The following is a 17784-nucleotide window of genomic DNA, read 5'->3' on the forward strand; positions in this document are numbered from 1 at the left end:
AAAATTAAATATAGTACAGAATTATTTAAGAAATGTTTAAAAAATAAATACAGAAATCTATTTCTGTGTGAATAATATTAAAGGCTATTTATCTGAGAAATATTTAGTCTTTTTTATTTTTATTTGTGTCGCATTTAATTTTACAACTTATCATATTGAAAAAAAGAGAATTACAGACTGATATAAATTATAGGACGGTGAGAGTATATCTTCATCGTCTTTTTTTGAAAAATTTCAAATACTTGCAAAATAAAATTTTGCTTGTAGATGGAATTTAAAGGATAATTTATTTAAATTAAATTTTTAAACTATCTTTTTGTAGTTTTTGATCGTTAAACATTACAAAGGGCAAGATTTATTTGAGGAGAATTGTTAGGCATGAGCGTAGATTTTTTATTGATATATAGGGCAAAAAATGGCGATAGTGATGCTTTTGAAATTATAATACGAAAATATTATGGAAATATATTTAACTATTGCAAATATCATGCTTTGGATATAAATACGGCTGAGGACATAACACAGGATGTATTTTTAACTTTTCTAAAAACGATTAATCATTATAAACATAAGGGCAAACTTTTAAATTATTTATATACAATTGCTCGTAATAAATGTATTGATGAAAAAAAGAAGACAAGCAATAAAGATCTTTATATTGAAGATTTTTCTGAAAATATATTTTTGGAATTTACAGAATCTGATAGGAAAATAGAATATTTAGATGTTAAAGAAGCTGTTAAAAAATTGCCATCAGATATTAAGGATGTAATAATTCTATATTATTTTTTTGATAGAAAACAAAAAGAAGTTGCAAAGATTTGTGGCATTTCATTAGAATTAACAAAATATAGGCTTAGGAAAGGCAAGGATATGATAAGAAAGTATGTAGAAGGTGAAAGATGAAAAAAATAGACAAGTATGATAAAAAAATGGAAAAAATACTAAGAAATATAGGGGAATTTGAGGAAAAAAAGCCTTCCAATGAAGCAATTGACAAATTAGTTTTTAAAGCTAAAGAATTTATTAATAGTGAGGAAAATGAAAATAGAATTGGCTTTATTGAATTTATTGCCTTGCAGATTCAAATTATGAAAAAAGAGTGGTTATTTGCACAAATGCTTTTGCTTTTTTTTGCAGGATATTGGCTTTCTATTTCAAAAGAAATAGTTTATATGCAAAGGGGATTGAGTGTTTTGGCGGCACTTTTTGTAATATTTATAATTCCAGAACTTTGGAAAAACATTGAAAATAAATCGATGGAAATTGAAAAAAGCTCACTTTTTGATTTGAGAGGAGTATATGCCGCTAAATTAATAGCCTTTGGACTTATTGATACAGGAATTTTAACTGTGTTTTGTATTTATGCGGTAGAAATTCAAAAAATATTGGTCGTAGATCTTTTGGGGCAGTTTGTATTTCCGATTATGATTTCATCAATCATTTGTATGATGGCTTTTTCTAGAAAAAGATATTTAAATCAATTTGTGACAATGATTATTTGTTTGGCTGCCAATATGGGATGGATGTTAATAATTTTGAATGATAATCTCTATTTAAAAATAACACCAATAGTATGGATTTTAATCTTTATTATGTGTGCCTTATTATTATTTTATTTTATTCAAAAAGTTTTACACGATAACACTGAATATTTGGAGGGAAAATTTAATGAGCTTAGTTTTGAATAATGTTAGAAAAAAATTTGGGAATATGGTGGCAGTCGATGGTATTTCAATTGAAATGGAAAATGGCTTATATGGACTTCTTGGCACAAATGGAGCGGGAAAAACTACCCTTATGAGAATCTTATGTACAGTTTTAAAACCCAGTGATGGAAAAATATATTATAATGGCGAGGATATATTTGAAATGGATGGTAGGTATAGAAATATTATTGGCTACCTTCCGCAAGAATTTGGTTTTTATCCAAACCTTAGTGTCAAAGATTATCTTTCTTATATAGCTTCTTTAAAAGGATTAAATAAAAGATTGACTAAAGTGCGTATTGAAAAATTATTAGAAATTACGGGAATGCAGATTCATTCGTCAAAAAAAATGAAAAAATTATCGGGTGGAATGAAAAGGAGAGTTGGAATTGCTCAAGCCTTATTAAATGATCCAAAAATACTTATACTTGATGAGCCAACTGCAGGACTTGATCCAATGGAAAGAATTAAATTTAGAAATTTAATAGGAGAGCTTTCCAAGGATAAGATTGTTCTTTTATCTACCCATATAGTTTCTGATATTGAAGCTATTGCAAAACATATATTTGTCATGAAAGATGGAAAAATTATAAAACAAGGAAGTGCTTTCGAATTATGTTCAAATATTTCTTATAAAGCATGGACTTATCGTTGTAAATCCGATCAAGCAGATAAAGTAATAAGCAAATTTAAGGATTCGATTAGTTTTGTAAAAGAGAGTGGAGAATATGTTGAAATGAGAATTTTATCAGAAGATAATCCCGACAACAATGCAAAATGCGTTGAAATCACTCTAGAAGATGTTTTTTTCTATTATTTTAGAACAGAAAGTGGAGATAAATATGATAAGGCATGAGATAAAATTATTACTTAGCAATCGTATGAATAAAATTTTATTAATATTTTTGTTTGCTATAGCAGTTTCTTTTAGCATATTTGCAGTATGGAGCATAAGTTTTGTGGATAATAATGGAAATACCCATAATGGAATATTTGCACCAAGAAAATTATGCGAGAAAAAATCTAAATATGCGGGTAAATTAAATCCTGATGTATTTGAAGATGTGATAAAAAAAGATAAAAAAATTAAGGCTATTTATAAAAATCAAATTCCAGAAAAAATATATGCTACAAATACGCAAGAGTATATGGATATAAAAGATTTTATGGTAAGCACTTTGTCCTATGGAAGTGAAATGGATTATGAAAAATTTGATTTTTTAGAAGTCAGCAAAGCAAAAAATATTTACCATATTAGGAAAGAAAATATAAAAAAATTGGTAAAAGGATATGGAGTTACTGAGAAAAAAATGAAATATTTGAAAGAAAAATTTTCAAAAAATAAAACTCCTTTTTATTACGAACCTGCCGATTCGTGGATAACTATGGGCTTATATGCAACAACCTACTCATTAATATTGATTATTGGCATATCATTTCTTGTATCAGGAATATTTACTGAAGATTTTAAATTGAAAGCTGATTCGATTTTTTTTAGCACAAAATTAGGAAAAAATAAGGGAGTTAAGATAAAAATAGGAACAGGCTTATTGATGACAACAATTATATATTGGGCATTAATGCTAAGTCTTTGCATAATATCTTTTACGATAATGGGTGTAAGCGGAGCAAAATCGCCCATTCAATTAGAATACAGTTATTGTATTTATAATTACACTTTTTTTGAAAGATATTTGCTAATAATTATTGGAGGATATATTGGAAGCATTTTTGCAAGCGTATTAACAATGCTAACATCATCCAAAACACATTCGTCACTTCTAAGCCTGTGTATTCCAATAATATTATTCGTAGTATCGCCATTTATTGGAAGAGTCTTGCCATTTGAAAATTTATTTAAAATAACACCAGATCAGTTAGTAAATATATATAATTGCATAAAACTACCAATATTATATGAAATTTTTGGTCATATATTTATGCAAATACCAATGATAATTATATTATATTTGCTAATTTCAATAATATTGATTCCATTTATATATTTCACATTTAGAAAATATGGGCAAAAATAGATAAAAAAATTTATTAATATAATTTTTAAAAGGTTGATAATAATCAGCCTCAGAGCTTAGACAAACCCTCAAGCACGAATATCGGACTTCAAAAATTGTTGATTTCTAAATTTCAAAATTCTAAAAACGCAAACTCGCTAACGCTCAAACAGTGCGTTTTTTGACGAATTTTAAAATTTGAAATCAAATCAATTTTTTCCGTATGATATTCTTAGCATGAGGATTTGTATACTTTGTCAACAGTATAAGGTTGATAATAATCAGCCTTTTTTTATTGGAAAAATTTAAATATTGATAATTTTTTCTTGGAAAAAGCTATTAATGAGTATTTATGATATAATTAATTCTATAAAAACTTAGAGATTTAAAAATTTGGAGAAATTTATGAGAACTTATAGTAATAGAGAAGAATTGAAAGCTGAAATTGAGAAGAAATTTGAAAAATATATTTCGGAATTTGATGATATTCCAGAAGAATTGAAAGATAAGAGAGTTGAAGAAGTTGATAGAACTCCAGCTGAAAACCTTGCTTATCAAGTTGGATGGACTACATTGGTTTTAAAATGGGAAGATGATGAAAAGAAAGGTCTTGAAGTTAAGACGCCATCTGAATATTTTAAGTGGAATCAACTTGGGGAATTGTATCAACATTTTACGGATACTTATGCTCATTTATCGTTAAAAGAATTAAGGGAAAAATTAAGTGAAAATATCGAAGATATTTATAAAATGCTTGATTCATTGAGTGATGATGAATTATTTAAACCACACATGAGAAAATGGGCTGATGATGCAACAAAAACGGCTGTTTGGGAAGTTTATAAATTTATTCACATCAATACTGTTGCACCTTTTGGAACTTTTAGGACAAAAATTCGAAAATGGAAAAAAATAGCTCTATAATATTTTTTATAAAAATAACAGAAAATAGAATCTATTTTGAAAATATTTGGAAAAATATACCAGAAAGGATAATTTATGATTAAAAATATTATTTTTGACCTTGATGGAACAATTTCAAAATCTGCTAGCGGGATTTTGAATGCTTTTGAATATGCTTTGGAAAAAATGGGCAAGTCTTATCAAAGAGAAAAGTTATATGAATACATTGGTCCACCTTTGAGAGATTCTTTTGTAAAAGAATTGGGAGAGGATTTGGCTGATGATGGAGTTTATTATTATAGAAAGTATTACTTTAAAAACGGTCTGTTTGAAACTTCTCTTTATGAGGGAGTTAAAGAATTAATAGAAGATTTATATGATAAAGGCTTTAATATTTATCTTGCAACAAGCAAGGGCGAAGAATCTTCTAAGAAAATTTTAGAATATTTTGGAATTTTGCAATATTTTTCTTATATTTCTGGTTCTTCTAATGATAAAAATACAAAGAAAAAGGTAATTGAACATCTACTTTTTGAAAATGATTTAAAAACTAATGAATCTATTATGATAGGCGATAGGTCTTATGACATAGATGCGAGCAATGAATTATCCATAAAATCAATTGCTGTAGCTTATGGTTATGGAAAAAAAGAAGAATTTGAAAATGCAAATTTTATTGCAAATAAAGCAAGTGATATAAAAAAAATAATAATGGAAAACTAGACTAAACCCTTAAATCAAAAAGATTTAGGGGCTATTTTTATAAAGGAGAAAACAATGCTTGATAGGAAATATTTTAGGAAAAATACCCTAGATCTTGCCAATGATTTGCTTGGAAATATTTTAGTTAGAAAAATTGATGGACAAATTATAAGAGCTAAAATCGTGGAATCAGAAGCATATCTTGGAGTAAATGATAGGGCATGCCACACTTTTTTAGGAAAAAAAACTGACAGAAATAAAATTATGTATATGGATGCAGGCACTTTGTACGTTTATCAAACTTATGGGATTCATTTTCTTTTAAATATTTCAAGCGTGAAAGAAGGAGTACCAGAGGCAGTTTTGTTGAGAGCAATTGAGCCATTGGATAATTTCGATTTGATTTCAAAAAATAGGTTTGGAAAAAATTATCAAGACCTATCGATTTATCAAAGAAAAAATTTAAGCAATGGCCCAGCAAAACTTACAAAAGCCTTAAAAATTGATAAAAATTTTAATGGAAAAGATATTTTTTCCAAAGATTTTTATATGGAAGAAGGCAAGAAAGATTTTGAAATAGTAAAAGCAAAAAGAATTGGCATAGATTATGCCAAAGAGGCGAAAGATTACCTGTATAGATTTTATATAAAAGATAATCCTTATGTGTCAAAATTAGAAAGTTAGATATAAAAAAGGGACTGTTGTAGAATGATGATTATTCATAATTTTACAACAATCCCTTTTAAAATTACATATCAAAATAAGTCCAAGACAAACAATTTTCTATAATTTCAAAATTTATTATTTTATTTTCAAAAATTTCTCCGTCTATATTTGCTAAAATTTTTTCATCTGATTTTATTTGTCCTTTTTTTACCTTTATTTCATCCAAATATTTTGAATTTTCTAAAAGTCCATGTTTGTATCTTATTATCAAAGATGGCAACAAGAGACTTGGAAGTTTTTTCGCATAAACTAAATTTAAAATTCCATCATCAATTTTTGCGCTTGGGGCAGGATTAAATCCTGAGCCATAATAGCCACCGTTGCAGATAGCGCTAAGCAAAAATTCATCTTCAAGTTTTATTTGCTTGTAATCTTTGTCATATAAAGTTAATGATAAATTTTGGTAAGACAAATATTTTAATGCCTTAATGACTCCGAAAAAATATGCTTTTTTCCCTAAAGATGGGTTTTTATCTAAATATTCGTAGGCTTTTTCTAAAACAACTGTATCAAAACCTAGGGATAAGACGTTTATTCCGACTTTATCATTTACTTTAATTAAATCAATCTTTTTTTCTTTTAAATTTAATAAACTTTCTACTTTGAAATTTTTGTATGAAAAATTTTTGGAAAAGTCGTTGCCAGTTCCCATAGGAATTAAACCAAGACTTGTATTTGCCAAATCATTTTCATAAATCACATTGCAAATTTCATTTAATGAGCCGTCGCCTCCCCCAACTATTATTGTTTTTTTGTAATTTTTATATTTTTCAATAAAGGCTTTGGCTGCATCAGTTGCGTGGTCTTCATAAGAAGTCCTAATTATTTGAACATTTTCTTCAAAATCTTTTTTATTATAAATTTTTTCTATATCTTTTTCATTAATATCGAACTCGGTTTTTCCTGCCATGGACGATAATATAAATAGCATTTTTATCATAATTTATCCTTCATTTAATAATTATATCACTATTAAATGATTTATCGAGAAAATGTTATAATTGATTTGTAAATAGAAAGGATATTTTATGAATTTTGTTGATTATTTAAAAATGGAATATGTGAAAGATGATGATGGAGAAATTATTACAAGAGTTCCTATTGAAGAGTATTGTTTGAATATAAATAAAATTGTTCATGGTGGTTTGACTATGACTTTGATTGATACGGCTTGTGGCAAAAAAGCGTCGGAATATTTTGATGGAGAATTTGTAACAAGCGATGGATATGTAAATTTTCTTAGACCAGCAAGCAAGACTTCTTATCTTTATGCAAAATGTAAGGCGAAAAAAATTGGTAGGAAATTAGCTAATATTGATTGTGATGTTTTTGATGATGAGAAAAATTTAATTGCTATTGGTAGATTTACTTTTATGAAATTATGATTTGTTTTTATATTTAAACTATTTTTGAAATTTGTTTTACAAATAATAAATTTATGATATAATGAAACAAGTTCAATAGTACGCCGACGCCTTGGCGTACTAAAGTAAAAAGGAGTTAAATATGAACAAAGAAAAAAAATTCTCATCGAGGTTGGGTTTTATCCTGACAGCTGTAGGTAGTGCCGTTGGAATGGCAAATGTGTGGGGCTTTCCTTATAAGTTCCAAGAAGGTGGAATATTTTTCTTATTATTTTATTTAGTTTTTGTAGCTCTTTTTGCTTATGTGGGTTTATCAAGTGAATTTGCAATAGGTAGAAGAGCTGAAACTGGAACTTTGGGCTCTTATGAATATGCCTTAAATTCAAAAAATAATAAGAAAGAGCATTCTTTTATTAGTAAAAATATCGGATTTTTGCCTTTATTGGGTTCTTTATTTATAGCTATTGGCTATGCTGTTATAGTTTCTTATGTTTTAAAAGCTTTAGTAGATTCTTTGACTGGAGAACTTTTAGTTGTAAATAGTAAAAAGTGGTTTGAATCTTTTTCTAATAAAGATTACTCTGTTGTTATTTATCATTTTATAATAATTTTGGTAACACTATTAACTTGTTTGAAGGGTGCAAATACCATAGAAAAATCTAATAAAATTATGATGCCTGCATTTTTTATTTTATTTTTAATTATTGCAATTTTTATTTTAACTTTGCCAAATGCTCTTGAAGGTTATAAATATATGTTTAGGTTAGACTTTGACAAATTGTCTTTAAAAACTATAGAAAATGCAATGGGACAAGCTTTCTTTTCTCTTTCTGTAACAGGAAGTGGAATGATTGTGTGTGGCTCTTACCTTGATAAAAATGAAGACATTTTATCAGCAGCAAAATCTACTGCATTTTTTGATACCTTGGCAGCTTTGTTGTCATCTTGTGTAATTGTTCCATCTATTTTGGTTTTTGGTCTTTCACAAGCTGGTGGGCCTGGACTTTTATTTGAAGTTTTGCCAACTATATTGCAAAATATAAAAGGTGGAAGAATTTTTGCTATAATTCTTTATACTGCGGTTGTATTTGCTGGGATTTCTTCTTTACAAAATATGTTTGAAGTTATAGCGGAATCTCTTATGCACAGGTATAACAAAATTAAAAGAATTACTGCTTTGACTATAATAGGTATTGTAACATTTTTGATTGGTGTAAATATGGAAGCTATTAGCAAATGGGGCCCATGGATGGATCTTGTTTCTATTTATATAATTCCAATAGGAGCATCAATTGGAGCAATTTCTTGGTTTTATTTTTGGAAAAAAGATGAAATTTTGGAAGAAGTTAATAGTGGTGCAAAGAAAAAAGCAGGAGAAGGATGGCACAAGCTTGGAAAATATGTTTATGTTCCAATAGCAATTGTTTTATCAATTTTAGCTTTAGTATTTAAAGTTACTTTTTAAAATTTATGGAGAAAAAAATGGAAAATAATTCGAAATTTAGTAACAAATGGGGATTTATAATGGCATGCGTTGGAAGTGCAGTAGGACTTGCCAACGTATGGGCTTTTCCCTACAAAATTGGAATGAATGGGGGATTATCATTTTTGATTCCTTATTTATTCTTTGTATTTTTGTTTGGTCGTGTTGGTCTTTCTGCAGAAAGTGCAGTAGGAAGAAGATATAAAGCAGGGCCAATGGGAGTTTTTAGAGAAGTTTGGAAATCTAGAAATAAGGAAGGAGTAGGAAGAATAATAAGGTGGATTCCTTTAGTTGGTGTAGTTTTATTAGCTATTGGATATACAGTTGTTATTACTTATGTACTTAAAGCTCTTCTTGATTCAATTACTGGATCACTTTTGACTCAAGATCCGAATGTATGGTTTGAATCAATTTCTACAAATGATTTTGCACTTGCAAAAGAACATTTCTTATTAGTTATTATTGTATTTTTGACCTTAGCTTATGGGACAAAAGGAATAGAAAAAACAAATTCTTTTATGATGCCTCTATTTTTTATTTTATTTATAATTCTTGCAGTAAGAATTGCATTTTTAAATAAGGCAGTAGAAGGATACAAATTTATTTTTACTTTAGAACCAGAAAAATTATTGGATATAAAATTGTGGATAGGTGCAATGGGACAAGCATTTTTCTCCCTATCAATTGTTTCAACGGTAATGGTTGTTTATGGTTCTTATCTTCCAGATAGTGAAGATATAGTTCATTCATCAACAATCACATCAAGCCTTGATACAGTTGCAGCTATGCTTTCAACTTTCGTAATGCTACCAGCAACTTTTGCTTTTGGATTTTCCCAATCACAAGGACCAAAATTAATTTTTGTTGTTTTGCCAAAAGTTTTACAAGAAATAGCTGGAGGAAGAATTTTTGCAATTATTTTGTATATAGCAATAGTTTTTGCAGGAGTATTGTCAGTTCAATCAATGATAGAAACAGTTGCTGAAGCAATAACATCAAAATTTGAAAATTTAAAAAGAATTAATGTCCTACTTGTTCTAATGATTCTTGTATTTGTTTGTGGATTATTTTTACATCCTATAGCAAAATGGGGAGCATGGATGAATTTTGTAACAATTTATATTCTTCCAATATCAGCAATTATAGGAGCCATTTCATGGTTTTGGGTAATGAAAAAAGAAGATTTGATGGATGAAATAAATAAAAGTGCAAAAAGTAAGCACGGTGATGGTTGGTATAATTTAGGAAGATATTTATATGTTCCACTTGCTGTAATTCTTTGTATAATTGCAATAAGATACCAAATTTCCTTCTAATATGACTTTATTTATAGAATAATATATAATTGTATACGATTATATAAATAAAGGAGTAGAAATGAAAAAAATTAAGAGAATATTATCAGTTATTTTAATATTTTTTCTAGCTATTAGTTTTACATCTTGTAAGAAAAATGAAGATAAAACTGATTCTAATTCAAATATTGCAGAAAATATTATAATAAAAGAAAGAAAAAAATCTAACGATGATAGTTCTGATTCAAATAACAAAAAGAAAAATATAAGTAAAATTGAGAAAAAAGACTCAAACACAAATGATTCAGATTCAAAAGTCGAAAAAATAAATATAAAAGCTTTTGGAGATATTATGGCTCACATGGGTCAAGTAAATTATGCAAAAAATTATGGAAAAGGAAATTATGATTTTTCTAGACAATTTGAATATATAAAAGAATTTGTATCAGATTCTGATTTAGCAATTGGAAATTTTGAAACAAGCATAAATTCTGATAAACAACCTTCTGGTTTTCCACAATTTACAAGCCCAGCTGAATATTTGAAAGATATAAAAGATGCGGGTTTTGATTTACTTTCAACAGCTAACAATCACACCCTAGATTCAGAAGAAAAAGGAATCTATGATACAATGGAAGCCATGGATAAGGAAGGAATCGCTCACTGCGGAACAAGAAAAGCAGGAGAAAGTAGGATAAAATATATTCAAGTAAAAAATATGAAAATAGGATTTTTGGCTTACACCTATGGAGTTAATGGTTTAGAAAGTTTAGTAGTAAATCATAAGCCAAATGAAATTATAAATTATTTGGATGAAAAAATAATAGAAGAAGACATAAAAGAAGCTAGAAAAAATTCGGATTTTATTATAGTTTATCCACATTGGGGAATAGAATACCAATCATATCCAGCCCAAGAACATATTACTTTGGCAAGAAATATGATAAAGTGGGGAGCAGATGTAGTTATTGGAAATCATCCTCACGTTGTTCAACCAGCAGAAAGATATAAAGCTGAAAATGGAAAAGAAGGATATATTGCTTATGCTTGTGGAAATTTTGTATCAAACCAATCCTTGGAGGCTTTGGGAGATATTAGAACAGAACAATCAGTTGCCTTTGATATAAATGTAGAGAAAAATACAAAAACTGGAAAAGTAAAATTAGGAGAAGTTAATTTTTATCCGATTTGGGTTGGACATATTAATGATGAATATGGAAAACTTTCAAGAGTTTACAGAACAAAAGATTTTCTTGAAGGAGGAAAATATTTTGATAAGGTTGACGAAAATCAAAGAGCAAGAATTTTAAAAGCCGATCAAATGGTTAAAGAAACCATAAATACAAAAGTACAATAGAGACTGCTTAGCGCAGTCTTTTTTATTTTTCTTCTTTGTGATATTATATTTGTAAAAATAAAGGGGAAAGTATGAATTTTATAACAAAAATAGATATTTCATTATTGAATTTAATTCAAAATATAAAAAGTCCCATCTTGGATAAAATAATGACAACCATTACTGCTCTTGGGAATATGGGAATTTTTTGGATTTTATTGATTTTGATTTTTTTAACTACAAAAGAATATAAAAAAATGGCTAGGCTTATGATTGTTTGTTTTTTATTTAATGCCTTGGTTGTAAATTTGATTTTAAAACCTGCTGTTGGAAGGATTAGACCTTTTGAAATTGTTGATGGAATTAAATTGTTAGTTTTAAAACCTCAAGATCCATCATTTCCATCTGGGCATTCGTCAATTTCTTTTTGTATGCTTACAGTAATATTATTATTTTCAAAATCAAAAACAATTAATATACTGGCAAGCATTTTGGCAATCCTGATTGCTTTTTCAAGATTATATTTGTATGTTCATTTTCCATCAGATGTTTTTTGTGGAATTATTATAGGAGTATTGACAAGTTTAATTGCTTTGAAATTTTGTTTTTCTAAAAGTGGGATGAAACTAATTAATAATTTAAAAATTTTGGGAAATGATTTTAATGATTTGAGAAAAATGTAAAAAAATTTGCATAAGGCGATTAATGGTGTTATAATAATTAGGTAGTGTTAATGCTGGTGTGTCGGAATTGGCAGACGAGACAGACTCAAACTCTGTTGTTCTCCGGAACGTGTGGGTTCAAGTCCCACCACCAGCACCATTAATTTTTTTATTTTTTTCATATTTAAGCTATGCAAAATTGCATAGCTTTTTTTGATGCCTTTTTAAATTTTTTTATTTTAAAATTTTAATTTTCAAATTTTTAATCAGCAAATTTTTCTACTTATTTTTTTGTGAAAATTAAAATGTGTTATACTTATAGAAAGGAGAAATATATGAGTAAAAAAGTAATGCTAATTGACGGATCTAGTTTGATTTTTAGAGCCTTTTTTGCCCTTCCGAATCTTACAAATGCTGACGGTGTTATGACAAACGGTGTTTATGGATTTTTAACCATGTATTTTAGGGCTGTTGAAGAATATAAGCCAGATTATATTTTGGTTGCTTTTGATAAGAAAACAAAAACTTTTAGGCACAAAGAATTTGAAGATTATAAAGCAAATAGGGATAAGGCGCCAAACGAATTGAATTATCAATTTGGAATTTTAAAAGACATTCTTGATTCATTAAATGTAAAGTATTTGGATATAGATGGTTATGAGGCTGATGATATTGTTGGAACTTTTTCTACAATTGCAAAGGAAGAAGGTCTTGAAACTGTAATTATTACAGGGGACAAAGATTATTTTCAACTTGTAAATGATAAGGTTGTGGTTTTTCTTACAAGAAAAGGAATTTCTCAGATGGAAGAAATTACTGAAAAATCTATTGAAAATGATTATGGTCTTAGTCCAAAACAATTAATTGATGTTAAAGGTCTTATGGGAGATAAGTCTGATAATATTCCTGGTGTTGATGGAATTGGCGAAAAAACTGCTATTAAATTTATAAAAAAATATGGGTCTATGGAAGGCTTATATGAAAATTTGGATGATATTAAGGGCAAAAAAACTAAGGAAAATCTAGAAAATTTAAAGCAAATTGCCTTTTTGTCCAAAAAAATTGGAACAATTGTTACAAATGCTCCAGTTGGGATGAAAATTTCAGAATTAAAGGTAAAAGAACCAGATTTGGATTCTTTGAGAGAAAAATTTTCAAAATATAATTTCAATAAATTTATGGAAAAATTTGAAGATACTAGCGAAGAAAGAAAAGATGAAATAGAATTTTCTTATTCATTTTCTGATGATTTTTCTATAATAGATGATATTGAAAAAGATGGGGTATTTTATTTTAAAAGCATTTTTGAGGGGGATAATTATATTCACTCTAATGCCTATAAAATAGTAATAAAAACACCTTCATCAAAAACTTATATTTATAATCCCGATGAAAAATTTGTAGAAAAATTCAAAAAATATTTTGAGGATGATAATATTAAAAAAGTTTCTTTTGATATTAAAGAAGATATTGTCTTGTTTGATAAGCTTGGGATAAATATTTCTTTGCCTTATGATGATACTATGCTTATGCACTATCTAATTGATCCTTCAAGGTCATCTTATGATTTAAAAACATTTAGCCAAGCATTTTTGAAATATGAAGTAGAAAATGAAGAAGATTTGCTTGGTAAGGGAAAAAGTAAAAAATCTTATGAGGATTTGGATTCTGATAATCTTGGCAAATATTTGGCATCTATTGTAAATGCAATTGAAGATAGTCTGGATATTTTAACCCAAAAATTAAAAGAGCTTTCTATGTTTGATCTTTATAAGGATTGTGAAATAAAATTATCCAAAGTTCTTGCGGATATGGAAATAACAGGTTTTGTTTGTGATAAAAATGAGCTTGAGAAAATTAAAGATGAAGTTTCTCTTGAACTTGGAGATTTAGAAAAAATAATCTATGAACTTGCTGGTAGTGAATTTAATATAAATTCACCAAAGCAACTTTCAAAAATTTTATTTGAAGATTTGAAACTTCCTATAATTAAAAAAACAAAGACTGGATATTCAACAAATGCTCAAGTTTTAGAAAAATTAAGAAAAAAACACCCTATAATCGAAAAAATTGAAAGATATAGGGAAATGTATAAATTAAAATCAACATATCTTGAAAGTCTTGAAGAATGTATTGACAAAGATGGAAGAATTAGGTCAACATTTAAGCAAAATGTAACAGCAACAGGTAGACTTTCTTCAACAGAACCAAATTTACAAAATCTTCCAATTAGAACCGAAGAGGGCAGAAAAATCAGAAAAGCTTTCAAAGCTGATGATGAGAAAGTATTAATTGATGCGGACTATTCACAAATTGAATTAAGAGTTTTGGCTCATCTTGCAAATGATAAAAAAATGCAAGAGGCTTTTTCAAAAGATATTGATATACACACAAAGACTGCATCAGAAGTTTTTTCTACTCCAATTGATGAGGTTACAAAATTACAAAGAAGTGAGGCTAAAGCAGTAAATTTTGGAATAATCTATGGTATAAGCGATTATGGACTTAGCCAAAATTTAAATATACCAAGAAAAAGAGCCAAGGAATATATAGAAAATTACCTTGACACCTATCCAGAAATCTAAAAATACATGAAAGATATTGTAAAAAAAGCCAAAGAAGATGGATATGTAAATACAATATTTAATAGAAGAAGGTATGTTCCAGAAATAAATTCTAAAAATTTCAATGTAAGAAGTTTTGGAGAAAGGGTTGCTTTAAATACACCAATTCAAGGAACAGCTGCGGACATTATAAAATTTGCCATGATAAATTCATACCAAAATTTGCAAAAAGCAAAAATAGATGCAAAAATAGTTTTACAAATTCATGATGAAATAATCATAGAAGCAAGTAAAAAAGATTTGGAAAAAGCAAAAGAGATTCTTAAATCATCTATGCAAGATGCCGTAAATTTAAATGTTCCACTTTTGGTTGACATAGATAGCGGAGAAAGTATGTATGAGTCAAAATAAAATTGTTATAACTGGAACAATTGCAAGTGGCAAATCTTCTTTATCAGAAATTTTGAGAAAAAAAGGCTATCAAGTTATTGATAGCGATGAAATAAATAAGAAATTACTAGAAAAAGACCAAATAAATTACAAGGAAATTTTATCATCAAAAGCTTTTGACGAGGCTTTTGATGGAGAAAATTTAGATAAGAAAATCTTAGCAAAAATAATTTTTAATAATTCTCAAAAAAGAGAATTGATAAATAAAATTACTCATAAAAATATCATTGCTTATATAAATAATTTGATAAAAGAAAGTAATGAGAAAAATATTTTTGTAGAAATTCCCTTGTACTTTCAAATGAAAGAAAAATTTCCTTGTGATTATGTATGGCTAGTTATTGCAGATAGAGAAATTCAAATAGAAAGATTAATGCAAAGAGATAAGATAGGAAGAGATTTTGCATTAAAAAAAATTAAGAGTCAAGATTTTTTAGAAATGCAAAAAAAATCAGATGTGATTTTTGATAATAGCACATCCTTAGAAAATTTAGAAAAAAAAGTAGAAATAGCTTTAAAAAATTTGGAGAATATATGAAAGCTTTAAAAAATATTTTTAAAATAATAGGAATAATAATATTAGCGTTTGTGATGGTTGTTATAATTAGTTTTTCAATAGTAGCCTATCAAACATCAAGACAAAAAATTGCCTACCAAGAAGAAATAGAAAAATATTCACAAAAATATAATGTAGACCCACTTTTGATTGCATCAATTATAAAAGTAGAAAGTGATTTTGACACAGAAGCTCACTCAAGTCAAAATGCTATGGGACTTATGCAATTATTAGATTCATCTGCAAAACATAGTGCAGAAATAATTGGAGAAGAATATTATCCAGACAAATTAAAAGAAGTAGATTATAATTTAAATCTTGGCGTGGGGTATTTCAAATATTTGAATGAATATTATAATAATGTCGACTTGGCTCTTGCAGCTTATAATGGAGGAATAGGAAATATAGACAAACTAATTGCAGACAAAAAAATAGACAAACACGACCCAGATCCAACAAAAATTCCTACAAAAGAAACTAGACAATATGTAATAAAAATAAATTCAAATTATGATTTGATGAAGGTATTTTACGATGATGGACTTCCAAGCAAGGAAGAATTAAAAGATAGAAAATCATTATCTATAAAAAATTATAAGAAATTTGTTAAAAAAATATTATTTGATGTATTATAATCATTGAATAATATTTTTAAATAAATTATAATGCTAGTATACGGATTAAATGAAAGGAGAGATTATGGCTCTAGAAAATTTAACATTTGCTAATGGAGTAAAAATTCCAGAGTATAAGGAATTAAGTGAAAAAAAAGACTTAATTGTTGCAAAAATTCCAAAAACTGTAACAATTCCACTTACTCAACACATTGGAGCTCCAAGTAAATGTTTAGTTAAGAAAAACGATGAAGTGAAAATTGGACAGCTTATCGGCGAAGCTGTAGGAAATTTTTCTTGTAATATTCACTCATCAGTTAATGGTAAAGTTTCAAGTGTAATCGATATCCAAACAGCATCTGGTAAAAACAGCAAAGCTGTTGTTATTGACACAGAAGGCTATGACCAAGAAATTAACTACGAAAGAAAAGACGTTACAAACTTGACTAAAGAAAAAATAGTTGAGGCGATGAAAGAAAATGGTCTTGTAGGTATGGGAGGAGCATCATTCCCAGCACATATTAAATATTCACCAAACAAACCAATTGATACTGTTATTATAAATGGTGCTGAGTGTGAACCTTACGTTACTTGCGATGATTTTATTTTGAAAACAAAACCTGAAGTAATAGTAGATGCTTTGGAATTACTTGTTAAAGCAGTAGATGCAAAAAAAGGAATTATTGCAATCGAAGATAACAAACCAGAAGCAATCGAAAAGGTTAAAAAGGCACTTGCAAATAAAAATTCATCAAAACTTGAAGTGGCAACCATGGTTACCAAGTATCCACAAGGTGATGAAAAAAGAATAATAAATGCAGTATTACATAGAGAAGTACCATCAGGTGGTCTTCCAATGGATGTTGGAGTTATAGTGTCAAACGTTTCTTCAGCAAACGCAGTTTATGAAGCAGTTTATTACGGAAAACCACTAATAGAAAGATATATGACAGTAACAGGTCATGGAATAAAAAATCCTTCAAATTTCCTAGTAAGAATTGGAACAAGTTTTGATCATATGATAGAAGAAGCTGGCGGACTTACAGAAGATGCTGGAAAAGTTATAAATGGTGGACCAATGATGGGAATTGCCCAACCAAATATAAATCAACCAGTAGAAAAAGCTAGTAACTGTATCTTAGTTTTAAACGAAGAAGAATCAAAAGCACCAATTACAAATCCTTGTATAAGATGTGCTAAGTGTGTAAATGTTTGTCCAGTTGGACTTATGCCATTATTAATTCACAAATTTTCATTAAAAGAAAAATTTGATAAGGCACAAGATCTTCATATACTTGATTGTATAGAATGTGGATCATGTTCATATATTTGTCCATCAAAAAGACCTTTGGTTGAAGCTATTAGGTTTGGAAAAAGACAAATTCGTCAAGCAGGAAAGTAGAGG

16 protein-coding genes, 1 tRNA gene and 1 pseudogene are annotated in these 17784 nt (G+C 28.0%); 17 read left to right on the forward strand and 1 reads right to left on the reverse strand.

The features are described from left to right. The first annotated feature begins 378 nt into the window (after nt 1–378). From I6H46_RS06660 to I6H46_RS06690, 7 genes are all read left to right on the forward strand, one after another. Nucleotides 379–906: an RNA polymerase sigma factor gene (locus tag I6H46_RS06660; RefSeq protein WP_019118015.1), complete on the forward strand. Its 528-nt coding sequence runs from the start codon at nt 379–381 to the stop codon at nt 904–906. After that, complete coding sequence (locus tag I6H46_RS06665) at nt 903–1691, forward strand: hypothetical protein (protein WP_019118014.1); 789 nt, start codon at nt 903–905, stop codon at nt 1689–1691. Before I6H46_RS06660 ends, I6H46_RS06665 begins: the two co-directional genes overlap by 4 nt. Beyond that, nucleotides 1672–2565 carry an ABC transporter ATP-binding protein gene (locus I6H46_RS06670; protein ID WP_019118013.1) on the forward strand — a complete coding sequence of 298 codons (894 nt, stop codon included), beginning with the start codon at nt 1672–1674 and terminating at the stop codon, nt 2563–2565. The genes I6H46_RS06665 and I6H46_RS06670 overlap by 20 nt, the downstream gene beginning before the upstream one ends. Nucleotides 2566–2590: 25 nt before the next feature. Then, nucleotides 2591–3745 (forward strand): ABC transporter, encoded by a 1155-nt coding sequence (locus tag I6H46_RS06675; RefSeq protein WP_234287325.1) that lies wholly within the window; start codon nt 2591–2593, stop codon nt 3743–3745. 384 nt (nt 3746–4129) lie between these two features. Then, nucleotides 4130–4648: a ClbS/DfsB family four-helix bundle protein gene (locus I6H46_RS06680; RefSeq protein ID WP_019118011.1), complete on the forward strand. Its 519-nt coding sequence runs from the start codon at nt 4130–4132 to the stop codon at nt 4646–4648. Between the two features lie 75 nt (nt 4649–4723). Beyond that, a complete protein-coding gene (locus I6H46_RS06685; protein WP_200225703.1) occupies nt 4724–5350 on the forward strand; it encodes an HAD-IA family hydrolase in 627 nt (208 codons plus the stop codon). A 54-nt stretch (nt 5351–5404) separates the two neighbouring features. Next, nucleotides 5405–6013: a DNA-3-methyladenine glycosylase gene (locus I6H46_RS06690; RefSeq protein ID WP_019118009.1), complete on the forward strand. Its 609-nt coding sequence runs from the start codon at nt 5405–5407 to the stop codon at nt 6011–6013. Nucleotides 6014–6077: 64 nt separating this feature from the next. On the opposite strand, the gene I6H46_RS06695 is transcribed toward I6H46_RS06690, so the two are convergent. Beyond that, nucleotides 6078–6995, reverse strand: a complete 918-nt coding sequence (locus I6H46_RS06695) for a diacylglycerol/lipid kinase family protein (protein ID WP_019118008.1) — start codon at nt 6993–6995, stop codon at nt 6078–6080. A gap of 88 nt (nt 6996–7083) precedes the next feature. Between I6H46_RS06695 and I6H46_RS06700 the strand changes: the two genes are divergently transcribed. The 10 genes and pseudogenes from I6H46_RS06700 to rsxC all read left to right on the forward strand — a co-directional run bounded on the left by I6H46_RS06700 (nt 7084) and on the right by rsxC (nt 17781). After that, nucleotides 7084–7440 carry a PaaI family thioesterase gene (locus tag I6H46_RS06700; RefSeq protein WP_019118007.1) on the forward strand — a complete coding sequence of 119 codons (357 nt, stop codon included), beginning with the start codon at nt 7084–7086 and terminating at the stop codon, nt 7438–7440. A gap of 121 nt (nt 7441–7561) precedes the next feature. Continuing rightward, nucleotides 7562–8884 carry a sodium-dependent transporter gene (locus I6H46_RS06705; RefSeq protein ID WP_019118006.1) on the forward strand — a complete coding sequence of 441 codons (1323 nt, stop codon included), beginning with the start codon at nt 7562–7564 and terminating at the stop codon, nt 8882–8884. Between the two features lie 17 nt (nt 8885–8901). Then, on the forward strand, nt 8902–10218 hold the full coding sequence (locus tag I6H46_RS06710; protein WP_019118005.1) for a sodium-dependent transporter: 1317 nt from the start codon (nt 8902–8904) through the stop codon (nt 10216–10218). A 61-nt stretch (nt 10219–10279) separates the two neighbouring features. Then, complete coding sequence (locus tag I6H46_RS06715) at nt 10280–11554, forward strand: CapA family protein (RefSeq protein WP_019118004.1); 1275 nt, start codon at nt 10280–10282, stop codon at nt 11552–11554. 71 nt (nt 11555–11625) lie between these two features. Then, nucleotides 11626–12216 carry a phosphatase PAP2 family protein gene (locus tag I6H46_RS06720; RefSeq protein ID WP_019118003.1) on the forward strand — a complete coding sequence of 197 codons (591 nt, stop codon included), beginning with the start codon at nt 11626–11628 and terminating at the stop codon, nt 12214–12216. Nucleotides 12217–12268: 52 nt separating this feature from the next. Further along, nucleotides 12269–12355, forward strand: a tRNA-Leu gene (locus I6H46_RS06725). A gap of 175 nt (nt 12356–12530) precedes the next feature. Continuing rightward, nucleotides 12531–15170, forward strand: a pseudogene (gene polA, locus I6H46_RS06730) (DNA polymerase I). After that, nucleotides 15157–15747: a dephospho-CoA kinase gene (coaE, locus tag I6H46_RS06735; protein WP_019118001.1), complete on the forward strand. Its 591-nt coding sequence runs from the start codon at nt 15157–15159 to the stop codon at nt 15745–15747. Before polA ends, coaE begins: the two are co-directional and overlap by 14 nt. Then, on the forward strand, nt 15744–16400 hold the full coding sequence (locus tag I6H46_RS06740) for a lytic transglycosylase domain-containing protein (protein WP_019118000.1): 657 nt from the start codon (nt 15744–15746) through the stop codon (nt 16398–16400). The genes coaE and I6H46_RS06740 overlap by 4 nt, the downstream gene beginning before the upstream one ends. 64 nt (nt 16401–16464) lie before the next feature. After that, a complete protein-coding gene (rsxC, locus tag I6H46_RS06745) occupies nt 16465–17781 on the forward strand; it encodes an electron transport complex subunit RsxC (RefSeq protein ID WP_019117999.1) in 1317 nt (438 codons plus the stop codon). Nucleotides 17782–17784 lie beyond the last annotated feature (3 nt).

The sequence above is a fragment of the Anaerococcus obesiensis genome, assembly GCF_016599815.1.
Lineage (GTDB): Bacteria > Bacillota > Clostridia > Tissierellales > Peptoniphilaceae > Anaerococcus > Anaerococcus vaginalis.